This window comes from Xylophilus sp. Leaf220 (assembly GCF_001421705.1).
GTDB lineage: Bacteria > Pseudomonadota > Gammaproteobacteria > Burkholderiales > Burkholderiaceae_C > Xylophilus.
The window spans coordinates 994,462-1,012,201 of sequence record NZ_LMKO01000001.1; the positions used below are offsets into that span (position 1 = coordinate 994,462).

Annotated in this window: 17 protein-coding genes; 14 read left to right on the forward strand and 3 right to left on the reverse strand. The window is 72.3% G+C overall.

Annotated features, from left to right (window positions below; translation table 11 throughout):
• Positions 1-42: 42 nt before the first annotated feature.
• Entirely contained in the window at positions 43-480 is a 438-nt protein-coding gene (locus tag ASE76_RS04550; protein ID WP_055835200.1) for a CopD family protein, read from the forward strand.
• Positions 481-554: 74 nt separating this feature from the next.
• Here the strand turns inward: ASE76_RS04550 and ASE76_RS04555 are convergent, their stop codons facing one another.
• Positions 555-1,049, reverse strand: a complete 495-nt coding sequence (locus tag ASE76_RS04555; protein ID WP_055835203.1) for a DUF2231 domain-containing protein — start codon at positions 1,047-1,049, stop codon at positions 555-557.
• 93 nt (positions 1,050-1,142) lie between these two features.
• Between ASE76_RS04555 and ASE76_RS21105 the strand changes: the two genes are divergently transcribed.
• Genes ASE76_RS21105 through ASE76_RS04580 form a run of 5 tightly spaced genes read left to right on the forward strand, consistent with a single transcriptional unit; the run spans position 1,143 to position 8,299 of the window.
• Positions 1,143-1,928, forward strand: coding sequence for a cytochrome c oxidase subunit II (locus ASE76_RS21105; RefSeq protein WP_236698323.1), 786 nt, complete (start codon positions 1,143-1,145; stop codon positions 1,926-1,928).
• On the forward strand, positions 1,925-4,492 hold the full coding sequence (ctaD, locus tag ASE76_RS04565) for a cytochrome c oxidase subunit I (RefSeq protein WP_082447930.1): 2,568 nt from the start codon (positions 1,925-1,927) through the stop codon (positions 4,490-4,492). The genes ASE76_RS21105 and ctaD overlap by 4 nt, the downstream gene beginning before the upstream one ends.
• A complete protein-coding gene (locus ASE76_RS04570; RefSeq protein ID WP_156362511.1) occupies positions 4,489-5,067 on the forward strand; it encodes a hypothetical protein in 579 nt (192 codons plus the stop codon). Before ctaD ends, ASE76_RS04570 begins: the two co-directional genes overlap by 4 nt.
• A 17-nt stretch (positions 5,068-5,084) precedes the next feature.
• Positions 5,085-5,942, forward strand: a complete 858-nt coding sequence (locus ASE76_RS04575; RefSeq protein ID WP_156362512.1) for a cytochrome c oxidase assembly protein — start codon at positions 5,085-5,087, stop codon at positions 5,940-5,942.
• Between the two features lie 50 nt (positions 5,943-5,992).
• A complete protein-coding gene (locus tag ASE76_RS04580; protein WP_055835213.1) occupies positions 5,993-8,299 on the forward strand; it encodes an FdhF/YdeP family oxidoreductase in 2,307 nt (768 codons plus the stop codon).
• Between the two features lie 24 nt (positions 8,300-8,323).
• On the opposite strand, the gene ASE76_RS04585 is transcribed toward ASE76_RS04580, so the two are convergent.
• Positions 8,324-9,475: a cell wall metabolism sensor histidine kinase WalK gene (locus ASE76_RS04585; protein ID WP_055835216.1), complete on the reverse strand. Its 1,152-nt coding sequence runs from the start codon at positions 9,473-9,475 to the stop codon at positions 8,324-8,326.
• A complete protein-coding gene (locus ASE76_RS04590; protein ID WP_055835218.1) occupies positions 9,460-10,191 on the reverse strand; it encodes a response regulator in 732 nt (243 codons plus the stop codon). The genes ASE76_RS04585 and ASE76_RS04590 overlap by 16 nt, the downstream gene beginning before the upstream one ends.
• A gap of 285 nt (positions 10,192-10,476) precedes the next feature.
• Between ASE76_RS04590 and ASE76_RS04595 the strand changes: the two genes are divergently transcribed.
• The 8 genes from ASE76_RS04595 (at position 10,477) to ASE76_RS04630 (ending at position 17,697) form a co-directional block, all read left to right on the forward strand.
• Positions 10,477-11,934, forward strand: a complete 1,458-nt coding sequence (locus ASE76_RS04595; RefSeq protein WP_236698324.1) for a TolC family protein — start codon at positions 10,477-10,479, stop codon at positions 11,932-11,934.
• The gene (locus ASE76_RS04600) at positions 11,931-13,070 is read left to right on the forward strand and encodes an FtsX-like permease family protein (RefSeq protein ID WP_055835221.1); all 1,140 of its coding nucleotides are present in this window, start codon (positions 11,931-11,933) and stop codon (positions 13,068-13,070) included. The genes ASE76_RS04595 and ASE76_RS04600 overlap by 4 nt, the downstream gene beginning before the upstream one ends.
• 5 nt (positions 13,071-13,075) lie before the next feature.
• Positions 13,076-13,888, forward strand: a complete 813-nt coding sequence (locus tag ASE76_RS04605) for an ABC transporter ATP-binding protein (RefSeq protein ID WP_055835224.1) — start codon at positions 13,076-13,078, stop codon at positions 13,886-13,888.
• Positions 13,885-14,841, forward strand: coding sequence for an HlyD family secretion protein (locus ASE76_RS04610; RefSeq protein WP_082447934.1), 957 nt, complete (start codon positions 13,885-13,887; stop codon positions 14,839-14,841). Before ASE76_RS04605 ends, ASE76_RS04610 begins: the two co-directional genes overlap by 4 nt.
• 257 nt (positions 14,842-15,098) lie before the next feature.
• Entirely contained in the window at positions 15,099-15,761 is a 663-nt protein-coding gene (locus ASE76_RS04615) for an MtnX-like HAD-IB family phosphatase (protein WP_055835683.1), read from the forward strand.
• Positions 15,758-16,708 (forward strand): carboxylesterase, encoded by a 951-nt coding sequence (locus ASE76_RS04620; protein ID WP_082447946.1) that lies wholly within the window; start codon positions 15,758-15,760, stop codon positions 16,706-16,708. The genes ASE76_RS04615 and ASE76_RS04620 overlap by 4 nt, the downstream gene beginning before the upstream one ends.
• On the forward strand, positions 16,701-17,069 hold the full coding sequence (locus ASE76_RS04625) for an EamA family transporter (RefSeq protein WP_055835230.1): 369 nt from the start codon (positions 16,701-16,703) through the stop codon (positions 17,067-17,069). Before ASE76_RS04620 ends, ASE76_RS04625 begins: the two co-directional genes overlap by 8 nt.
• Positions 17,070-17,241: 172 nt before the next feature.
• Positions 17,242-17,697, forward strand: a complete 456-nt coding sequence (locus ASE76_RS04630) for a multidrug efflux SMR transporter (protein ID WP_055835232.1) — start codon at positions 17,242-17,244, stop codon at positions 17,695-17,697.
• The last annotated feature ends 43 nt before the right edge of the window (positions 17,698-17,740 follow it).

Genomic DNA, 17,740 nt, shown 5'->3' on the forward strand with positions numbered 1-17,740 from the left:
CCCTAGAGTCGGCGCAAGCAGTCGCATCGGCTGCACGATCCGATGCTCGCCCCGCTGCTCCCCTACCTCAAATTCGTCCACTTCACCGCGTTGCTGGTGTGGTGCGCGACCCTGTTCGCGCTGCCCGCGCTGCTGGCGCTCCATGCCTACCGGCCGACGCGGGTCGAACGCGAACGGGTCGTGGCCGCCACCCGCTTCACCTTCGTCGCGCTCGGTTCGCCCGCGGCGATCGTGGCGGTGGTCTCGGGCACGCTGATGGTCTACCCCACCGGCTCCTACGGCGGCTGGATGCTCGCCAAGCTCACGTTGGTGACCGGCATGGTGGTCTTCCACGCGGTCTGCGGCAAGCTGGTGCTGGTGCTGCAGCGCAGGCCCCATGCCGTGCGGCCCGGCTGGCTGCTGACGCTCGGCTGCGTGCCGTTGCTGCTGGTGCCCGGCGTGCTCGCGATGGTGCTGTGGCAACCCGAGATGCCGTGGTGAAGGCGGCCCCGATGCCGCATCGCCGCGCAGCCCCAATCGATGTGTCCGGAATGCGTTTCGCCGGCGCCGCCGCATCAGGCCGGCGGCGTGTCTTCCTCGTCCCGGTCGCTCACGCCCACCAGGTGGTCGAACACCAGCGACCCGCCGAGCCAGCCCGCGGCGCCAACCAGCACCGCGCCCAGGGCCGACAGGTACAGGCCCCAGGGCAGGATCACCGCCTCGGCATCCTCGAGCCGCAGCCCCCAGTTCACGCCGGCGACGGCCAGCAGCATCACCGCCACCACGAAATGGCTCCACGCCGCCACCCGCATCCGGATCTCGCGCTGGATCAGCACCTCCGCCGTGCCCAGCAGGCCGGCCACGATCCCGCTGACCGTGCCGGCACCCGCCAGCCACACCGACAGCCGCGCCCAGAACGGGTCCTGCGTGTACCACCACCCCAGGTCGGTGGCCAGCACCGCGATCAGGAAGGCGATCGGAAACGGCACGACGATCGGGTGCAGCGGATGGCCCATGAAGGCGACGCAGCTGGCGGTGCCGTGGGGCAGGGGTTGGGCAAATTCACGCATGGGACATTCGGTAGAGAGAAGCGGCGCGGGGTGCGACGGCAGTGCGCCGTCTACTGTAGTGCCCTGCTGCCGGCCCTGGTTACAGGCTGCAGCGTGCACGGCCCGCTCTCAGCGCTCGATCCTGCCGGGCCGGGCGCGGCGCATGCGGCGCAGGTGTGGTGGGCGATGTTCTGGGCCGGCATGGGCCTGCTGGCACTGATGACCGCGCTCGGCACCTATGCGGTGCTGCGGCCCCGCACCCGGACCCTGAAGCGGCCCTACCTGTTGCTGGCACTCGGCGGCATCGTGCTGCCGGTCGCCGGCATCGTCGCCCTGCTCGGCTACGACGTCTGGGCCGGCGCCCAGCGGGCGCGCAGCGCTGCGCCGGCCTATGGGGTGCAGGCCACCGGCCACCAGTGGTACTGGTCGATGCGCCACACCGGCGCGGACGGCCGGCCGCGCTACGCGGTCAACGTGCTGCACATCCCGGCGGGCCAGCCGGTCGAGGTGCGCATCGGCGCGGCCGATGTGATCCACAGCTTCTGGGTGCCGCGGCTCGGCGGCAAGCTCGACGCGATTCCCGGCCGGACCAACGTGCTGCGGCTGCAGGCCGATGCGCCCGGCATCTACCGCGGCCAGTGCGCCGAGTTCTGCGGCCTGCACCATGCGCGCATGCCCTTCGAGGTGCACGCCCATGCCGATCCGCAGGCGCTGGCGCAGGCGGTGCAGGCCCTGTCCACCGTCGAATTGCAGGGCGAGGTCGATGCCGACGGCATGCCGCTGCCCGCCGACGGCCAGCGCCTCGGCCAGGCCGCGCCGCCGACCGGCATGGCCGGGCCGCACGGCGCTCAGGCGCCCACCGCCGCGCCGCAGCCCCCGGCCCCCGAGAGCCCCCGATGAGCGACTCGTCCACCACCGCACCGCACGCAGCCGCAGCGGCCGCCCCGGCGGGCGCCTCGCAGGCGCTGCAGCTGCACCATGCGCTGCGTCGGGTCTGGGCCAGCCCCAAGGGCTGGCGCAGCCTATCGGCGGTGAACCACAACATCGTGGGGCGGCGCTTCATCGTCGCCTCGCTGTTCTTCTTCTTCGTCGGCGGCGTGCTGGCGATGATGATCCGCGCGCAGCTGGCCACGCCCAACGCCTCCTTCCTCGACGACGCCACCTACGCGCAGGTCTTCACCATGCACGGCACGGTGATGATGTTCCTCTTCGCGATCCCGCTGATCGAGGGCTTCGCGATCTACCTGCTGCCCAAGATCATCGGCACTCGCGACCTGGCCTTCCCCCGGCTCGGCGCCTTCGGCTACTGGTGCTACGTGCTGGGCGGCACCATCCTGCTCGGCGCGCTGGCCTCGGGCCTGGCGCCCGACGGGGGCTGGTTCCTCTACACGCCGCTGTCGTCGAAGGCGCATTCGCCGGGCATCAACGCCGACGTCTGGCTGCTCGGCGTGAGCTTCGTCGAGATCTCGGCGATCACCGCGGCGGTCGAGATCGTCGTCACGCTGCTGACGATGCGGGCGCCGGGCATGAGCCTGTCGCGCATGCCGATGTTCGGCTGGTACATGCTGGTGACAGCCTGGATGATGCTGATCGGCTTCCCGCCGCTGATCGTCGGCAGCCTGATCCTGGAGGTGGAGCGCGCCCTCGACTGGCCGTTCTTCGACGTGGCGCGCGGCGGCGATCCTCTGCTGTGGCAGCACCTCTTCTGGCTCTTCGGCCACCCCGAGGTCTACATCATCTTCCTGCCGGCCGCCGGCATCGTCTCGACCATGATCCCCAGCTTCGCGCGCCGGCCGCTGGTGGGCCGGCTCTGGATCGTCGCCGCGCTGATCGCGATGGGCTTCGTCAGCTTCGGGCTGTGGGTGCACCACATGTTCACCGTCGGCATTCCGCACCTGGCGCAGATCTTCTTTTCCGCCGCCAGCATGCTGGTCGCGATCCCGACCGCGGTGCAGCTCTTCGCCTGGATCGCCACGCTCTGGAGCGGGCGGCCGCGCATGGCGCTGCCGATGCTGTATCTCTTCGGCTTCCTGGTGGTCTTCGTCTGCGGCGGCCTGACCGGGGTGATGCTGGCGCTGGTGCCCTTCAACTGGCAGGCGCACGATTCGCACTTCGTGGTGGCGCACCTGCACTACGTGCTGGTCGGCGGCTTCCTGTTCCCGATGCTGGCGGGGCTGTACTACTGGTTCCCGCACATGGTGGGCCGCATGCCGATCCCGCGGCTCGGCAACTGGGCGTTCTGGCTGGTCTTCGCCGGCTTCAACACCACCTTCTTCGTGATGCACCTGACCGGGTTGTTGGGCATGCCGCGGCGCGTCTCGGGCTATTCGGCCGGCTGGGGCTGGGAATGGACCAACCTGGTGTCGTCGGTCGGCAGCTTCGTGATGGCGATCGGCTTCATGCTGCTGCTGCTCGACCTGGTGCTGGGCTTCTTCGTCGGCCGGCGCACGCCGCGCAACCCCTGGGGCGCCGGCACGCTGGAGTGGGCGACGCCGGCCCCGCCGCCGGTCTACAACATCGCCAGCCAGCCGGTCGTCACCAGCCGCGAGCCGCTCTGGGACGACGACGGCCTGCCCGCGCGCCTGGCGGGCGGCGCGGGCCTGCTGGGCCGCATCGACGTGGACGAGCAGGAGGCCCTGGGCACCGATCCGCTCACCGGCGCACCGACCCATGTGATCCGCCTGCCGCGGCCGAGCTGGCTGCCGCTGGTGGCGGGCGTGGTCACCGGCGCCTTCTTCGTCGCGCTGCTGACCGGCGTCTACTGGGCCGCGCCGCTGGCGCTGGTCGCCATCGTGGCCATCTTCTGGCACTGGGCCTGGACGATCGGCCTGCGCGAAGACCCTGCACCGGTGCCCGCCGGCCCGCGCGAGGATCCGCACAGCCTGCTGCTGCCGGTGCACGACGTGGCGCACGCCGCGCCCGGCCTGACCGGCCTCGCCTGGACGCTGGTGGCCGACGGCGCGTTCTTCGCGTCGCTGCTGTTCGGGTACGTATACCTCTGCACCATCGCGCCCGGCGGCGCGCCGCCGCAATGGCTGCAGGCCGGCATCGCCTGGCCGGTGCTGGCCGCACTGTCCTACCTGCTGCCCCTGATATCCCTGCAGCGCGCGCAGGCCGCCAATGCGGCGAGCGATGCATCGCGGCGACAGGTCTGGCTGGCCGTGGCCACCGGCGCATCGCTGCTGGCGGCGGGCCTGCTGGCCGCGAGCGTCTGGCCCGGCCTGCCCTCGCCGCGCAGCCATGCCTATGCGGCCATCGTCTCGATCTGCGCCGGCTACGGCGTCGTGCACGCGACCATCGGCGCGGTGATCGCCGCCTACGGTTGGGCGCGGGGCCGGGCCGGCTTCCTCTCGCAACGGCGCACGGTGGAGCTGCGGATCGCCCGGCTCTGGTGGCGCTATACCGCGGTGACCGGCATCGTGCTGGTGCTGGCGCTCCACTTGCCGGCAGGATGGCACGCATGAGCCGGAACGACGCCGCATCACCGCCGCCTTCCGCCCCGCCGGGACCGGCGACCGCCCACGCGGCACGCCTCGTGTCGGAAGCGTTCCGCCCGCTGCGCGACCAGCCCGACGATCCGTGGGATTCGCCCTGGAACGCGCTGGAGCAGCCCGTCGCGCCGCCCCGCGACGGGCAGGCCCCGGCAGACAAGCCGACGCGACTGCCGTTGCGCCTCTGGACGGTGTTCGCCGGCCTTCTGGTCTGGTGCAGTGCCTTCCTGCTGCTCTATGGTGGACTGTCGCTCGGGTGCGAAGCCGGTTGGCAGCACCGCACCGTGGCCGGCGTACCCTGGCTGACGGCCCTGCTGGCCGGCATCTGGCTGGCGCACCTCGTCGCACTGGCCGTGCTGGCGGCCGCGCTGCTGCGCCGCCATCCGGACGTGAAGATCGCCCACGACGGCGAGCAGCATCCGTCCGCGCCGCGCCCGCAGGGCGGCTTCATGACGCGGCTGGCGCTGGTGCTCACCGCCGCGTCCGCCGCCTGCACCGTCTGGATCGGCTGGCCGGTCCTGCTGCTGCCGCCCTGCGCGGCGCTGTGAACACCGAGGAGCCGACGATGCCGTACGACCTGCTTTCGCTGTGCCTGCTGGGCCGCATGCCCGCCCTGCCCGGCACCTGGACGACGGCCTGGAGCCTGGCGCCCGCGCTGGTGCTGCCGCTGCTCGCCTGGCTGGCCCTCGCCCTGTGGCGCGCGCCGGCGGACAGATCGACCTGCACTGGAGCGCCCGCGGCCGGCTATCGCGGCATCTGGTCGGCCGGATGGTGCCTGCTGGCGCTCGCGCTGGTCTCGCCCCTGTGCCGGCTGGCCGCGACGCTGGTCGCGGGCCACATGGCGCAGCTGCTGGTGCTGTCCGTAGCCGCGCCACTGCTCATGGCGGTCGGTGGCCTGGCCATGCCACGGCAAGCCTCCCGCCCCTCGCCCGGACCCCGATTGGTGCCTGCCACGCTGGCCTATGCCGCGGTGTTGTGGATGCGTCACCTGCCGTCGGTCTACGACGCTGCGCTGACCTCCCCAGCGGTGCATGTCGCCGTCGTGGCATCGGTCGTGGCCGCTTCCCTCTGGTTCTGGAACGCCGTCCTGCAAAGCGCCCGCGGCGGCGCGGGCGGCACCGGCCGCGCGGTCCTGGCGCTGGTGGCCACCACTGCGCAGACCGGCCTGCTGGGCGCGCTGCTGACCTTCGCGCCCGGCACGTTCTATCCGCTGCAGGCCGGCGGCGCGACCGCGTGGGGCCTGTCGCCGCTCGAAGACCAGCAGCTGGCCGGCATGCTGATGTGGGTGCCGGGCAGCCTCGCCTACCTGGCGGCCGGCGTGGTGCTGGCGCTGCAGCGGTTCCATGCCGACGACCGCGCCGTACCACCGCCGATCGCCGGCAGCAATCGCCTTTGGCCGACAGCCCGAAGCGCAACCGATTGACAGCAGCGGTCGGGTGCGGACGGGCTAATCGGGGAACAAGGAAGAACCCCATGACGAAAATGCCCGACGTTGCGATAGAACCCTACGAAGGCCCCGCCGGCGGCTGGGGGTCGATGAAATCCCTGGCGGTGACGGCTGCGCGCTTCGGCGCGGTCCAGGCGATGCCATTGCTGGCCAAACAGAACAAGCCCGATGGCTACGCGTGCGTCAGCTGCGCCTGGGGCCGCCCGGCCAAATCGCATCTGGCCGAGTTCTGCGAGAACGGCGCCAAGGCAACGTTCTCCGAACTGACCAGCAAGCGCATCGGCGCAGAATTTTTCGCCGAGCACACGCTCACCGAGCTGCGCAACTGGCCCGACTACGAACTGGAGCTGCGCGGCCGCCTGACCGAGCCCCTGCGCTACGACGCGGCCAGCGACCGTTACCTGCCGGTAGGCTGGGACGAGGCGTTCGCCGCCATCGGCGCCGAACTGAAAGGGCTGGACCCGAAGTCGGTCGTGTTCTATGCCTCGGGCCGCGCCTCGCTCGAGACCTCGTACATGTACCAGCTGCTGGCGCGCCTCTACGGCTGCAACAACCTGCCCGACAGCTCCAACATGTGCCACGAGACCACCTCGGTGATGCTCAAGAAGACGATCGGCATGCCGGTCGGCTCGGTCCATGTGGCGGACTTCGAGCACACCGACTGCATCTTCTTCTTCGGCCAGAACGTCGGCAGCAACAGCCCGCGCATGCTGCACCAGCTGCAGGAGGCGCGCAAGCGCGGCATCCAGATCGTCGTGTTCAATCCGCTGCGCGAGCGGGGCCTGGAAGAGTTCGTCAATCCCCAGTCGCCGACCGAGATGCTGACCAACCAGGGCACCGCGATCGCCACGCAGTACCACCAGGTGCGACCGGGCGGGGACATCGCGGCCATCGCCGGGCTGTCGAAAGCCCTGTTCGCCCTGGACGATACGGCGAAGGCGACCGGTGGCGTGCGGGTGCTCGACCAGGCGTTCCTCGACGCCCACACCCACGGACTCGCCGATTTCGAGGCCTACGTCCGTGCGACGGAATGGTCGGCGATCGAGGCCGAGTCGGGCCTGGCCCGCGCCGCGCTGGAGAGCGCCGCGCAGGTCTACGCCAAGGCCGAAGCGGTGATCGGCGTCTACGGCATGGGCCTGACCCAGCACAAGCGCGGCATCGACAACGTGGGCATGCTGGTCAACCTGATGCTGCTGCGGGGCAACGTGGGCAAGTCGGGCGCGGGGCTGTGCCCGGTGCGCGGCCATTCCAACGTGCAGGGCCAGCGCACCGTCGGCATCGCCGAGAAGCCCGAGCTGGTGCCGCTCGACACGCTCGCCGCGCAGTACGGCTTCTCGCCGCCGCGCGACCTGGGCCTAAGCACCGTCGACGCCTGCGAGGGCATGCTCGACGGATCGGTGCGCGCCTTCATCGGACTGGGTGGAAACTTCGTGCGGGCGGTGCCCGACCACCACCGGATCGAGCCGGCCTGGGGCCGCATGCGGCTGACGGTGCAGATCGCCACCAAGCTCAACCGCAGCCACCTGCTGCACGGTGCGGTGGCCTACCTGCTGCCCTGCCTGGGCCGCATCGAGATCGACACCCAGGCCAGCGGCGTACAGGCGCTCAGCACCGAGGACAGCACCGGCTGGTTCCATGCCTCGCGCGGCCACCATGCGCCGGCCTCCGACCGGCTGCTGTCGGAGGCGCGCATCGTCGCCGGCATCGCCAAGGCCACCTTGCCGCACAACCCGCGGGTCGATTGGGACCACTGGTGTGCCGATTACGCCCGCATCCGCGATGCCATCGCCGAGACCTTCCCCGACATATTCCACGACTTCAACCAGCGCCTGGCCGCGCCCGCCGGCTTCCACCGCCCGTTGCCGGCCCGCGAGCGGATCTGGAAGACCGAATCGAAGAAGGCCGAGTTCACCGTGCCCGAGCAGCTCAGCGCCGCTTTTCCGGGCGACGGCGGCAAGGACGTGTTCCGGCTGATGACCCTGCGCAGCAACGACCAGTTCAACACCACCATCTACGGCTACAGCGACCGGTTCCGCGGCGTAGAGGGCACCCGCATGGTCGTGTTCATGCATGCCGACGACATCGCCGCGCACGGCCTGCAGGCCGGCGACGTGGTGGGCATGGAATGCGCCGCCGCCGACGAGGTGATGCGCGCGGTGCAGGGCTTCACCGTGGTGCCCTACGACATTCCCCGCGGCAGCCTGGGGGCCTACTACCCCGAGTGCAACCCGCTCATTCCGCTGTGGCAGCATGCGGACGAGAGCAAGGTGCCGGCCGCGAAGTCGGTTCCGGTCCGTCTGACGAAATCGGCGCCGGCCACCGCCGCGGCCTGAGCCGCACGGCGCACTGCCTTCAGGTCAGGCGTGCACGTGCAGCGGGAGGCGCACGGTGAAGCAGGTGCCGCCGCGAGCCGAGGCGCCTGCCTCCACCGTGCCGCCCTGCAGCATCACCAGCATATGCACGATCGACAGGCCCAGGCCGGTGCCGTCGGTACCGGCCTGCGGTGGCCGCTGGAAGCGCTGGAACAGGTTGCGCCGCACGGTCTCGGGCAGGCCGGGGCCGTCGTCGCTGACGGTGACGACCGCGTGGCCGTGCTCGAGCGCCACGCCCAGCGCCAGCCAGCCGCCGTCGGCGGCGTGCCGCAGGGCGTTCTCGACGAGGTTGGTCATCACCTGGCGCATCCGGTCGGGGTCGAGCCGGATGTCGAGCCGGTCCACCGCCGTGTGCAGTTCCGCCTGGATGCCGTGGTCGGCGATGTGGGTGGCGTGCATCGCCAGCACGTCGTCCAGCAACGCCACCAGGTCGACCTCCTCGTCGTGCATCGAGAGCCGGCCCGCATCCGCCACCGACAGGGTGTGCAGGTCGCCCACCAGCCGCGCCAGGTGCTCGACCTGCTGCAGCAGCTTGCGGTTCTCGGCCGCGTCCGACGGGATCACGCCGTCGCAGATCGCGTGCAGCCGGGCGCGCAGCACCGCCAGCGGGGTGCGCAGTTCGTGCGACATCGCGGCGGCGGTGGCCTTGCGCTCGCGCTCCAGCGCCTCCAGCGCGTCGGTCATGCGGTTGAAGTCGCGGACCATGTCGCTCATCTCGCCGCCGTGCTTGCCCGCCTCGGCCCGCACCGCCAGGTCGCCCTGCGCGATGCGCCGCGCCGCCTCCGCCACCGAGGCGACCGGCAGCGTCACGACGCGCGACACCCATAACCCGCCGATCAGCCCGAACGGCAGGCACACCACCAGCCCGATCACCAGCGACCACTTCTCGCCGAAGAGCAGGTCGCCCTTCCAGTACTGGCCGTAGATCTCGACCGCGCGGGGGCTGTCCTCGAGGTCCTGGTCGTTCAGCGCGTCCAGCTCGTGCTGCACGCCCGAAGGCAGCGTGCGGTAGAAGCTGCGGTACTGGTACTCGGCGATCGCGAAGACGCTCGCGCCCAGGATCGCCATCGTGACCAGCACCGTGGCCGCGATGATCAGCCCGAAGCGGATCCAGATCCGGTCTAGTCCCCGGGCCATAGCCGGTAGCCGATGCCGCGCACCGTCTCGATGAGTTCGCCGTTGCCCGCGTTGTGCAGCTTGCGCCGCAGCTTGGAGAGGTGCGAGTCGATCACCCGGTCGAGCGCGTCGCTCTCGGGCAGGCAGGTCTCGATCAGGTGGCTCCGCGAGAAGCAGCGCCGCGGCTGGCTGGCCAGGCAGGCCAGCAGCCGGAACTCGGTCAGGGTCAGCGGCAGCAGCGAGGTCGTGCCGTCGGGGGTGGTGCTGCGGGCGGTGTGCGATTCCTCATCGATTTCGATGCCGCCGGCGCGGATGGTGCGGGCCGCCGCCGGTGCCACCGGCTTGGGTACGGCCCCAGTGCGCCGCAGCACCGCCCGCACCCGGGCGACCACCTCGGCGGGACTGTAGGGCTTGACCACGTAGTCGTCGGCACCCAGGCGCAGCGCCAGCAGCTTGTCGACGTCGTCGGCCAGCGCGGTGACCATGATCACCGGGGTGTTGCCGTCGGCGCGGATGTTCTTCAGCACGTCCACCCCGTCCATGCCGGGCAGGTGGATGTCGAGCAGCACCAGGTCGGGCGCCAGCTCGCGGAAAGCGGCCAGCGCCACCAGGCCGTCGGCCACCAGGTGGGTGCGCATGCCGTCGCGCTGCAGGTACGCGTTCAGGATGTCGGCGATGCCGGGCTCGTCTTCCACCACCAGCACCAGCGGGCCGGGGGGGCGTACAACACTGTTCATGGCTTGTCCGGAGGGGGTGGCGGGGGCGCCACGTGCGGGGGCGGCGAAGCTGGGGATTATGGTCTCGACGCCCTGCGGCTTGCCCGTCAGCCGGGCATGCCCGCAGGAAGCGGCGGGGTGCCCGGCCGCATCTCGGCAGGGCCGCCGGGGCCTCCATCTTTTCTCCACAAAACATGCACGGCTGCGCAAGGCGTTCCCGGCCCAATCCGGGCTGGCCCGAACGCCCTCGCGCGCTGCCAGCCCTGCGCCGCCGCCCGGGGATGTTTTTTCCTCCACCGCCCGCACGTGCTCCGCCCCTCCTCGCCACGTCTTTCGCTCCAACGCCCGGCCCTGCTGCTGGCGCTGTGCGCTGGGCTGGCCGGATGCGCCGCCCCTGCGCTGCCCCGCTTGCCCGCTCCGCTGCCGGCCGCCTTCGCGCCCCGCACCGCGGCGGTGCTGCCGCCGGGCACGCCGGTGCCCGACCCGCAGTCCTGGTGGAAGACGCTGGCCGACCCGCAGCTCGACGCGCTGGTCGACGAGGCCCTGCGGCAGAACCTGACCCTGGCGCAGGCCCGCAGCCGCTGGACCCAGGCCCGGCTGTTGCAGCGGCGCGACGACAGGCGCTACCTGCCCGCGGCCAGTGCCGGCACCCGCACGGTGCAGGACGTGACCGCCTCCGATTCCTACCTGCATGCGAGCCTGGACCTGTCGTGGGAGCTGGGCCTCTTCGGCGCCCACGAGAGCGTCGGCCGCATCGCCCAGGCCCGGCTCGATGCCGCCGCCGGCGCCGAGCAGGCGGCCCGCGTCGCCCTGGTGGCCGACGTGGTGCGCCGCTACGTCGAACTGCGCGCGGCCCAGCGCCAGGTGGCGCTGCTGGACGCCCTGCAGGCGCTCGACGGCCGCAGTATCGAGATGGCCGCGGTGCGGCAGCGCTACCGCCTGGGCACCGCCGACGACGCCGCCCAGGCACGCCTGCGGCAGTTGCAGGCCGAGGCCCAGCGCACCCAGCCGGCCCTGGCCGCCGCACAGGCCCTGCGCGCCCTGGCGGTGCTGGTTGGACGCACCGAACCCGACCCGGCCTGGAGCACGCCCGCCGCGCCCCTGGCGCTGGGCGCCGTCGGCTTCGGCGGCGTGCCCGCCGACCTGCTGCGCGCCCGGCCAGACATCCGCGCCGCAGAAGCCGCGGTGCTGAAGGCCGCCGGCGAACAGGGCCTGGCCCAGTCCGACCTGTACCCGCACGTGGCCCTGGGCGCGTCGCTGCTGTATTCCTACAACCTGACCCAGTACCGGCGCGGCACCGCCGACAACGTGCCGGGCATCGGCCCGGTGATCGACATTCCACTGTTCGACTGGGGCCGTCGCCGCGCCCAGGCCGACGCCCAGCAGGAGGCGCTGCAGGAGGCGCTGCTGGCCTACCGCCAGGCGGTGCTCGAAGGCGTGGCCGATACCGAATCCGCCCTGGCCGCGCTCGACCAGCAGGCCCTGCGCGAAGCCCGGCTGCGCGAGGCCCGCACGGTGCAGGAGCAGCGGGCCGGCCAGCGCGCCACCCTGCGCCGGCTGGGCCTGGCCAGCGACTACGAACAGCTGGCCGACCAGCGCACCGCGCTGCAGGCCGACCTCGACATCGCCGACGCCCAGGCCGCCCACGTGCTGGCCTTCGTCGGCCTGTACAAGGCGCTCGGCGGCGCGCCGATGCCCGCCCCGGAGGCCGCGGCCGCCGGCGCCGGCGCCCCTTCCGCCACCCTGGCCCAGGTGCGCCCATGATCCCGCTGGCCCGTAAGACCCTGGTCCACGAATGGCGCCGCTTCGTGCCCGCCGTGTTCGCGGTCGGCTTCTCGGGCGTGCTGCTGGTGGTGCAGGCCGCGCTGGTGCTGGGCATCTTCGGCAGCGCGGCGATCTACGTCACCGCCTCCACCGCCGACCTGTGGGCCGGCTACCCCGGCACGCAGAGCGTCAACTACGGCCGCGGCGTGCGGCCCGACGTCGAGATGCGGCTGCGCATGGACCTGGCCGTCGCCGATGTCGAGCCCTTCCTGTGGGTCGACGGCGACTGGCACGACGCGGGCAACGCCGGCGGCGGCGTCTCGGTGTACGTCTCCGGCATCCGCACCGCGGCCGACGGCCTGATGTTCTCGCGGGTGCTGCCGCCCGGCCTGCGCCTGCGCCTGGCCGAGCCCGGCACCGTGGTGGTCGACCGGGCCGACCTGGCCACCCTGGGCGTGCAGCCCGGCGGCCAGGGCTGGATCAACGGCCGCAAGGTGCGGGTGATCGAGGCGGTGCCCAACCTGCGGGCCCTCGGCGGGGTGAACATGATCGCCTCGCTCGAGACCGCCCGCCTGCTCGGCGGCGACCTGCCGGCCGGCGCCACCTACTACGTGGCGCGGCTGGCCGACCCGGCCCAGGCCTCCGCGGTGCGCGACCGGCTCAACCGGGCCGGCAACGCCGCCGCCTTCGGCCCCTCGGAAGTCTGGACCTCGGCCCAGTTCGCCCGCCGCTCGCAGCTGCACTGGGTGCTCGACACCGGCGCCGGCGTGGCGGTGCTGTTCATGGCGCTGATCGTCTGCCTGGTGGGCGCGGTGATCACCAGCCAGTCGCTCACCGCCGTGGTCGCCGGATCGGCCCGGGAGTACGCGGTGCTCAACGCGCTGGGCGCGAGCCGCTTCGCCCTCTCGCGGGTGGTGATGGAGCAGGCCTGCTGGATCGGCGGCCTGGGCCTGCTGCTGGCCGCGGGCATCAGCAGCGCCCTGCTGGCCGTGGCCGCCGGGCAGGACGTGCCGGTGGCGATGACGCCCAAGGTGTCGGCCCTCTGCGCCGTGCTGGTGGGCTGCCTGGCGCTGTTCTCGGGCCTGGCCTCGATCCGCGGCCTGCTGCGGGCCGATCCTGCGGTGCTGCTGCGGTGACGGCCATGCTGCGCCACCCGCATGCCCCCGCCCTGTCCGCCGCCACCGCGGGCGCCGCCGCGGCCCCGCCGCCGGCACCCAGCCTGGAGGCCTCGCAGCTCGCAAAATCCTTCGTCTCCGGCGTGGTGCGGGTGCAGGTGCTGCAGTCGCTGTCGGTGGCGATCTATCCGGGCGAACTGACCCTCATCTCGGGCCCCTCGGGCTGCGGCAAGAGCACGCTGCTGTCGCTGCTCTCGGGCCTGCAGACGCCCGACGGCGGCAAGGTGCGCGCGCTCGGCGAAGACCTGGGCACCATGGGCAAGCGGGCGCTGGAGCGTTTCCGGCTGCGCCACACCGGCTTCGTGTTCCAGGGCTTCAACCTGTTCCCGGCGCTCACCGCGCAGGAGCAGGTGGCCCTGCCCCTCGGCTACCTGGGCATGGGCCGCCGCGCCGCCGCCCAGCGCGCGCTGGAGGTGCTCGACGAGGTGGGCATGACCCACCGCGCCACGATGCGCCCGGCCGAACTCTCCGGCGGCGAGAAGCAGCGGGTGGCGATCGCCCGGGCCCTCGCCAAGGAGCCGCGGCTGCTGTTCGCCGACGAACCCACCAGCGCGCTGGACGCCGAGAACGGCCAGCGGGTGATCGACATCCTGCACCGCATCGCCAGATCGCACGGCACCACCGTGCTCTGCGTGAGCCACGACCCGCGCGCCGTGCGCCACGCCGACCGGGTGCTGTCGATGGAAGACGGCGCGATCCTCAACGACTGGCAGGCCGCGGGCGTACCCGCCGCCGCCCCGGCGCCCCACGCGGCCGCCCCCAAGGAAACCACCGCATGACGTTTCTTCGCCGGCCGCGCCGGACTTTTGCAGGCATGGGCGCAGGCCTCGCCCTCTGCGCCACCGCCGTGCTGCCGCTGCTGCTGGCCGGCTGCCTGGGCGACAACGGCCGACCCGCCGGCAACGGCACCGCCGGCGCCGCGCCCGCGGCTGCCGCGGTGCCCGCCGGCGCGGTGGCCATCGCCCGCGGCAAGGTCGAGGTGCAGGGCGGCCTGCTGGAGGTGATGGCGCCGCAGGACGGCACCGTCGAATCGGTGGCGGTGGCCGAGGGCGACACGGTGCGCCGCGGCCAGGTGCTGCTGCGCCTGCAGTCCGACACCGCCCGCGCCGACGTGGCCCTGGCCGAGGCCGAACTGGCCGCCGCGCAGGCCCGCCAGCGCGCCCAGGCCGCCCGGGTGCAGCCCGCCCGCCAGCGGGCCGACCGGCTGGGCGAAGCCGCCCGTGCCGGCGCACTCGACAGCCAGCAGGCCGACGACGCCGCCCAGACCCAGCGCGAGGCCGCATCGGCCGCCGCCGTCGCCGCGGCCGACGTGCAGGTCGCGACGCAGAAGCTGGCCCAGGCCCGGCTGCATGCGAACCGCCTGACGCTGGTCGCGCCGCAGGACGGCACTGTGGTGCGGCTGCTGGCCCAGGCCGGCAGCGCCCTGTCGGCCCAGGGCGCGCGGCCGGTGCTGGTGCTGCTGCCGCAGAAGCCGCTGCTGGTGCGCGCCGAACTCAACGAGAGCTTCGCCTCGGTGGTCAAGCCCGGCATGCGGGCCACCGTGACGATCGACGCCGGCACCGCGCTGCCGGCGGCCAGGGTAGTGCGCGTCGGCACCGTCTACGGGCCGAGCCGCATCGACGAGGAATCGCCCCCGCGCATCGGCGTGCGGGTGGTCGACTGTTTCATCGCCTTCGACCAGGTCCCAGACCTGCGCGTGGGGCAAGACGTAAGGGTGAGTTTCCATGACTGAAAAGATGGAGCTGCACCCCCGAAGCGCCTTCGGCGCCTCCCCCTCCAGGGGGCGAACCTGGTGGCCCGGCAAAGCCGGTTCCACGGGTTCTCTGGTGTCGACTTGTGCTGGTATCAGACCCTGCGCGTTCAACAACAACATGCTGAAGAATTGATATGCATCCAACCCCTATGCTCCGCCGCCCCGCATCGCACGCCTATCGCACCATCGCCCTGCACCGCGCGCCGCGCGCGTCGGCCCCCGCCGGCAACGGCTGGATGGTGCAGAGCGACTTCGACGGCACCATCAGCCTCGAGGACGTGACCGACTCGCTGCTGCAGCGCTTCGGCCAGCCCGGCTGGCAGGCGCTGGAAGACGCCTGGGAGCGCGGCGAGATCGGCAGCCGCGCCTGCATGCAGGGCCAGATCGCGCTGCTCGACATGAGCGTGGGCGAGCTGCAGGCCCACCTGGCCACGATCGCGATTGACCCCCATTTCCCCGCCTTCGTGCAGGAGGCGCGCCGTCTCGGCATGCCGGTGCAGGTGGTGAGCGACGGCCTCGACCATGTGATCCGCACCGTGCTGGAGCTCAACGGCCTGGGCGACCTGCCGGTGATCGCCAACCGGCTGGTGCAGACCGGCCCGCGCAGCTGGGCCCTGGAATCGCCCTACGCCAGCGACCGCTGCGCGCGGGCCAGCGGCAACTGCAAGTGCGAGCGCCTGGCCGAGCAGCAGGCGGTGCACGGCCGGGTGCTCTACGTGGGCGACAGCACCTCCGACTACTGCGTCTCGGGCAAGGCCGACTTCGTGCTGGCCAAGTACAAGCTGATCGACTACTGCCAGTCGCACGGCATCGCGCATGCGCCCTTCTGCACCTTCGACGAGGCCACCGTGCTGATGGCCCAGGTCGTGCAGCGGGAACCGCAACGCGCCGCCGCATGAGCGTGCCGTACCCGCCGCCGACCGCGGCCATGGCCGAGCCGCTCTGCGTCACGCCCCACGAGTTCCTGCTGGAAGGCCGCGGCGCGAACGCCCGTACCGGCGTGCTGCTGGTGCACGGCCTGACCGGCACGCCCAACGAGATGCGGGTGCTGGCCAAGGGCCTGCACAAGCAGGGCTTCACCGTCTACGCGGTGCAGCTGGCCGGCCACTGCGGCACCCAGGACGACCTGCTGGCCACCCGCTGGCAGGACTGGTACGCCAGCGTCGAGGCCGGCGCCGACCGGCTGCTGCCCCGGGTCGACCGGCTGGTGGTGGGCGGCCTGTCGATGGGCGCGGTGCTGTCGCTGGCGCTGGCCCAGCGGCGGCCGCAGCAGGTCGCGGGCGTCTGCGCGCTCTCCACCATCTTCCGCTACGACGGATGGAGCATGCCGTTCTACACCCGCGCCGGCACCTTCCTGCTGCCGCTCTTCAAGGCGCTCGGCATCGGCCGCAACCGCTGCTTCATGGAGCAGCCGCCCTACGGCATCAAGGACGAGACCCTGCGCCGCCGCATCGTCGCCCAGATGCAGTCGGGCGACAGCGCCGCCGCCGGACTGCCGGGCAACCCGTGGTGGTCGGTGATCGAGATGCAGCGCCTCTCGTCCCATGTGCTCGGGCACCTGGGCGACGTGCGCGCGCCCTGCCTGGTGGTCCATGCCCGCGAGGACGACGTGTCGACCCCGTCGAACGCCGAGGACATCGTGCGCGGCGTGACGCATGCGCCGGTCGAGCTGGTGATGCTCGACAACAGCTACCACATGATCACCATCGACCGCGACCGCCGCACCGTGATCGCCCGCACCGCCGACTTCGTGCAGCGCATCGCGCAGGGCGACTTCGGCGCCCGGGCCGCGCCGGCTGCCACGGCGCCCGCGCCGTCCTCGCTGCAGGCCCCGGCGCATGGCTAGCGACCTCTCGCCGCTGGTGATCCTGCTGTGGGTGCTGAACGTGCTGGTCGACAGCGGCGGACAGCTGGCCTTCAAGGCCGCCGCCGGCGACCCGCGCGCCGGCGACGGCCTGGCCCGCTGGCGATGGATGGCGCGCCGGCCCTGGCTGTGGATCGGCATCGGCTGCTATGTGGCCGAGTTCCTGCTGTGGCTGGCCTTCCTGTCGCTGGTGCCGCTGTCGGAGGGCGTGCTGCTCGGCTCGATCAACATCGTGGCGATCATGGTGGCCGGCCGCTTCCTGTTCGCCGAGAAGCTGTCGCGGATGCGGGTGGCGGGCATCCTGCTGGTCTCCATCGGCGTCGCCGTGGTCGGAGTCCACTAGTGCTCCCCCAGGCTTCGCGCTGCGCGTCTTCGCCCACCCCCTCGCCGGGGGCGAACCCGGCGGGCCGGCAGAGCCGGACCCGTGGGTTCTCTGGAGGGGTGCGTCGCGCACCGCAGAGCGTAGGCCCCGCGCTGAAGCAGCCGCCCGGGTCGCGTTGCAAGGAAGGTTGTCGATGAAACGGTTCTACCTGGTCGGCTTCCTGGTGCTGATGGCGTTCGACACGCTGGCGCAGATCAGCTTCAAGTACGCCGGGGCGCAGGCGCTGCCGCTGGAGTTCAGCGGCGCGTGGCTGGCGCGGGTCTTCGGCCAGCCGTGGATCTACGGCGCGTTCGTCGGCTACGTCGGCGCGTTCTTCGCCTGGATGACGCTGCTCAAGCACGCGCCGATCGGCCCGGCCTTCGCCGCCTCGCACCTGGAGATCGTGTCGGTGCTGGCACTGTCGGTGTGGCTGTTCGACGAGAAGATCGGCGCGGCGCAGGTCGCAGGCGGCCTGTTCATCGTGGCGGGCATCGTCTGCCTGGCCCTGAGCGAGACCGAGGACGATGCGCCGGGCGGCAATCCCGGTGCGGGCGCGGCCAGCGCCGGTGCGGCGACGCTGGCGCATCCGCCCGGTGGCGGGGCGACCTGAGCGCGGCGCAGGGCACCGCAGCCGATTCGATGACGAATAGTGC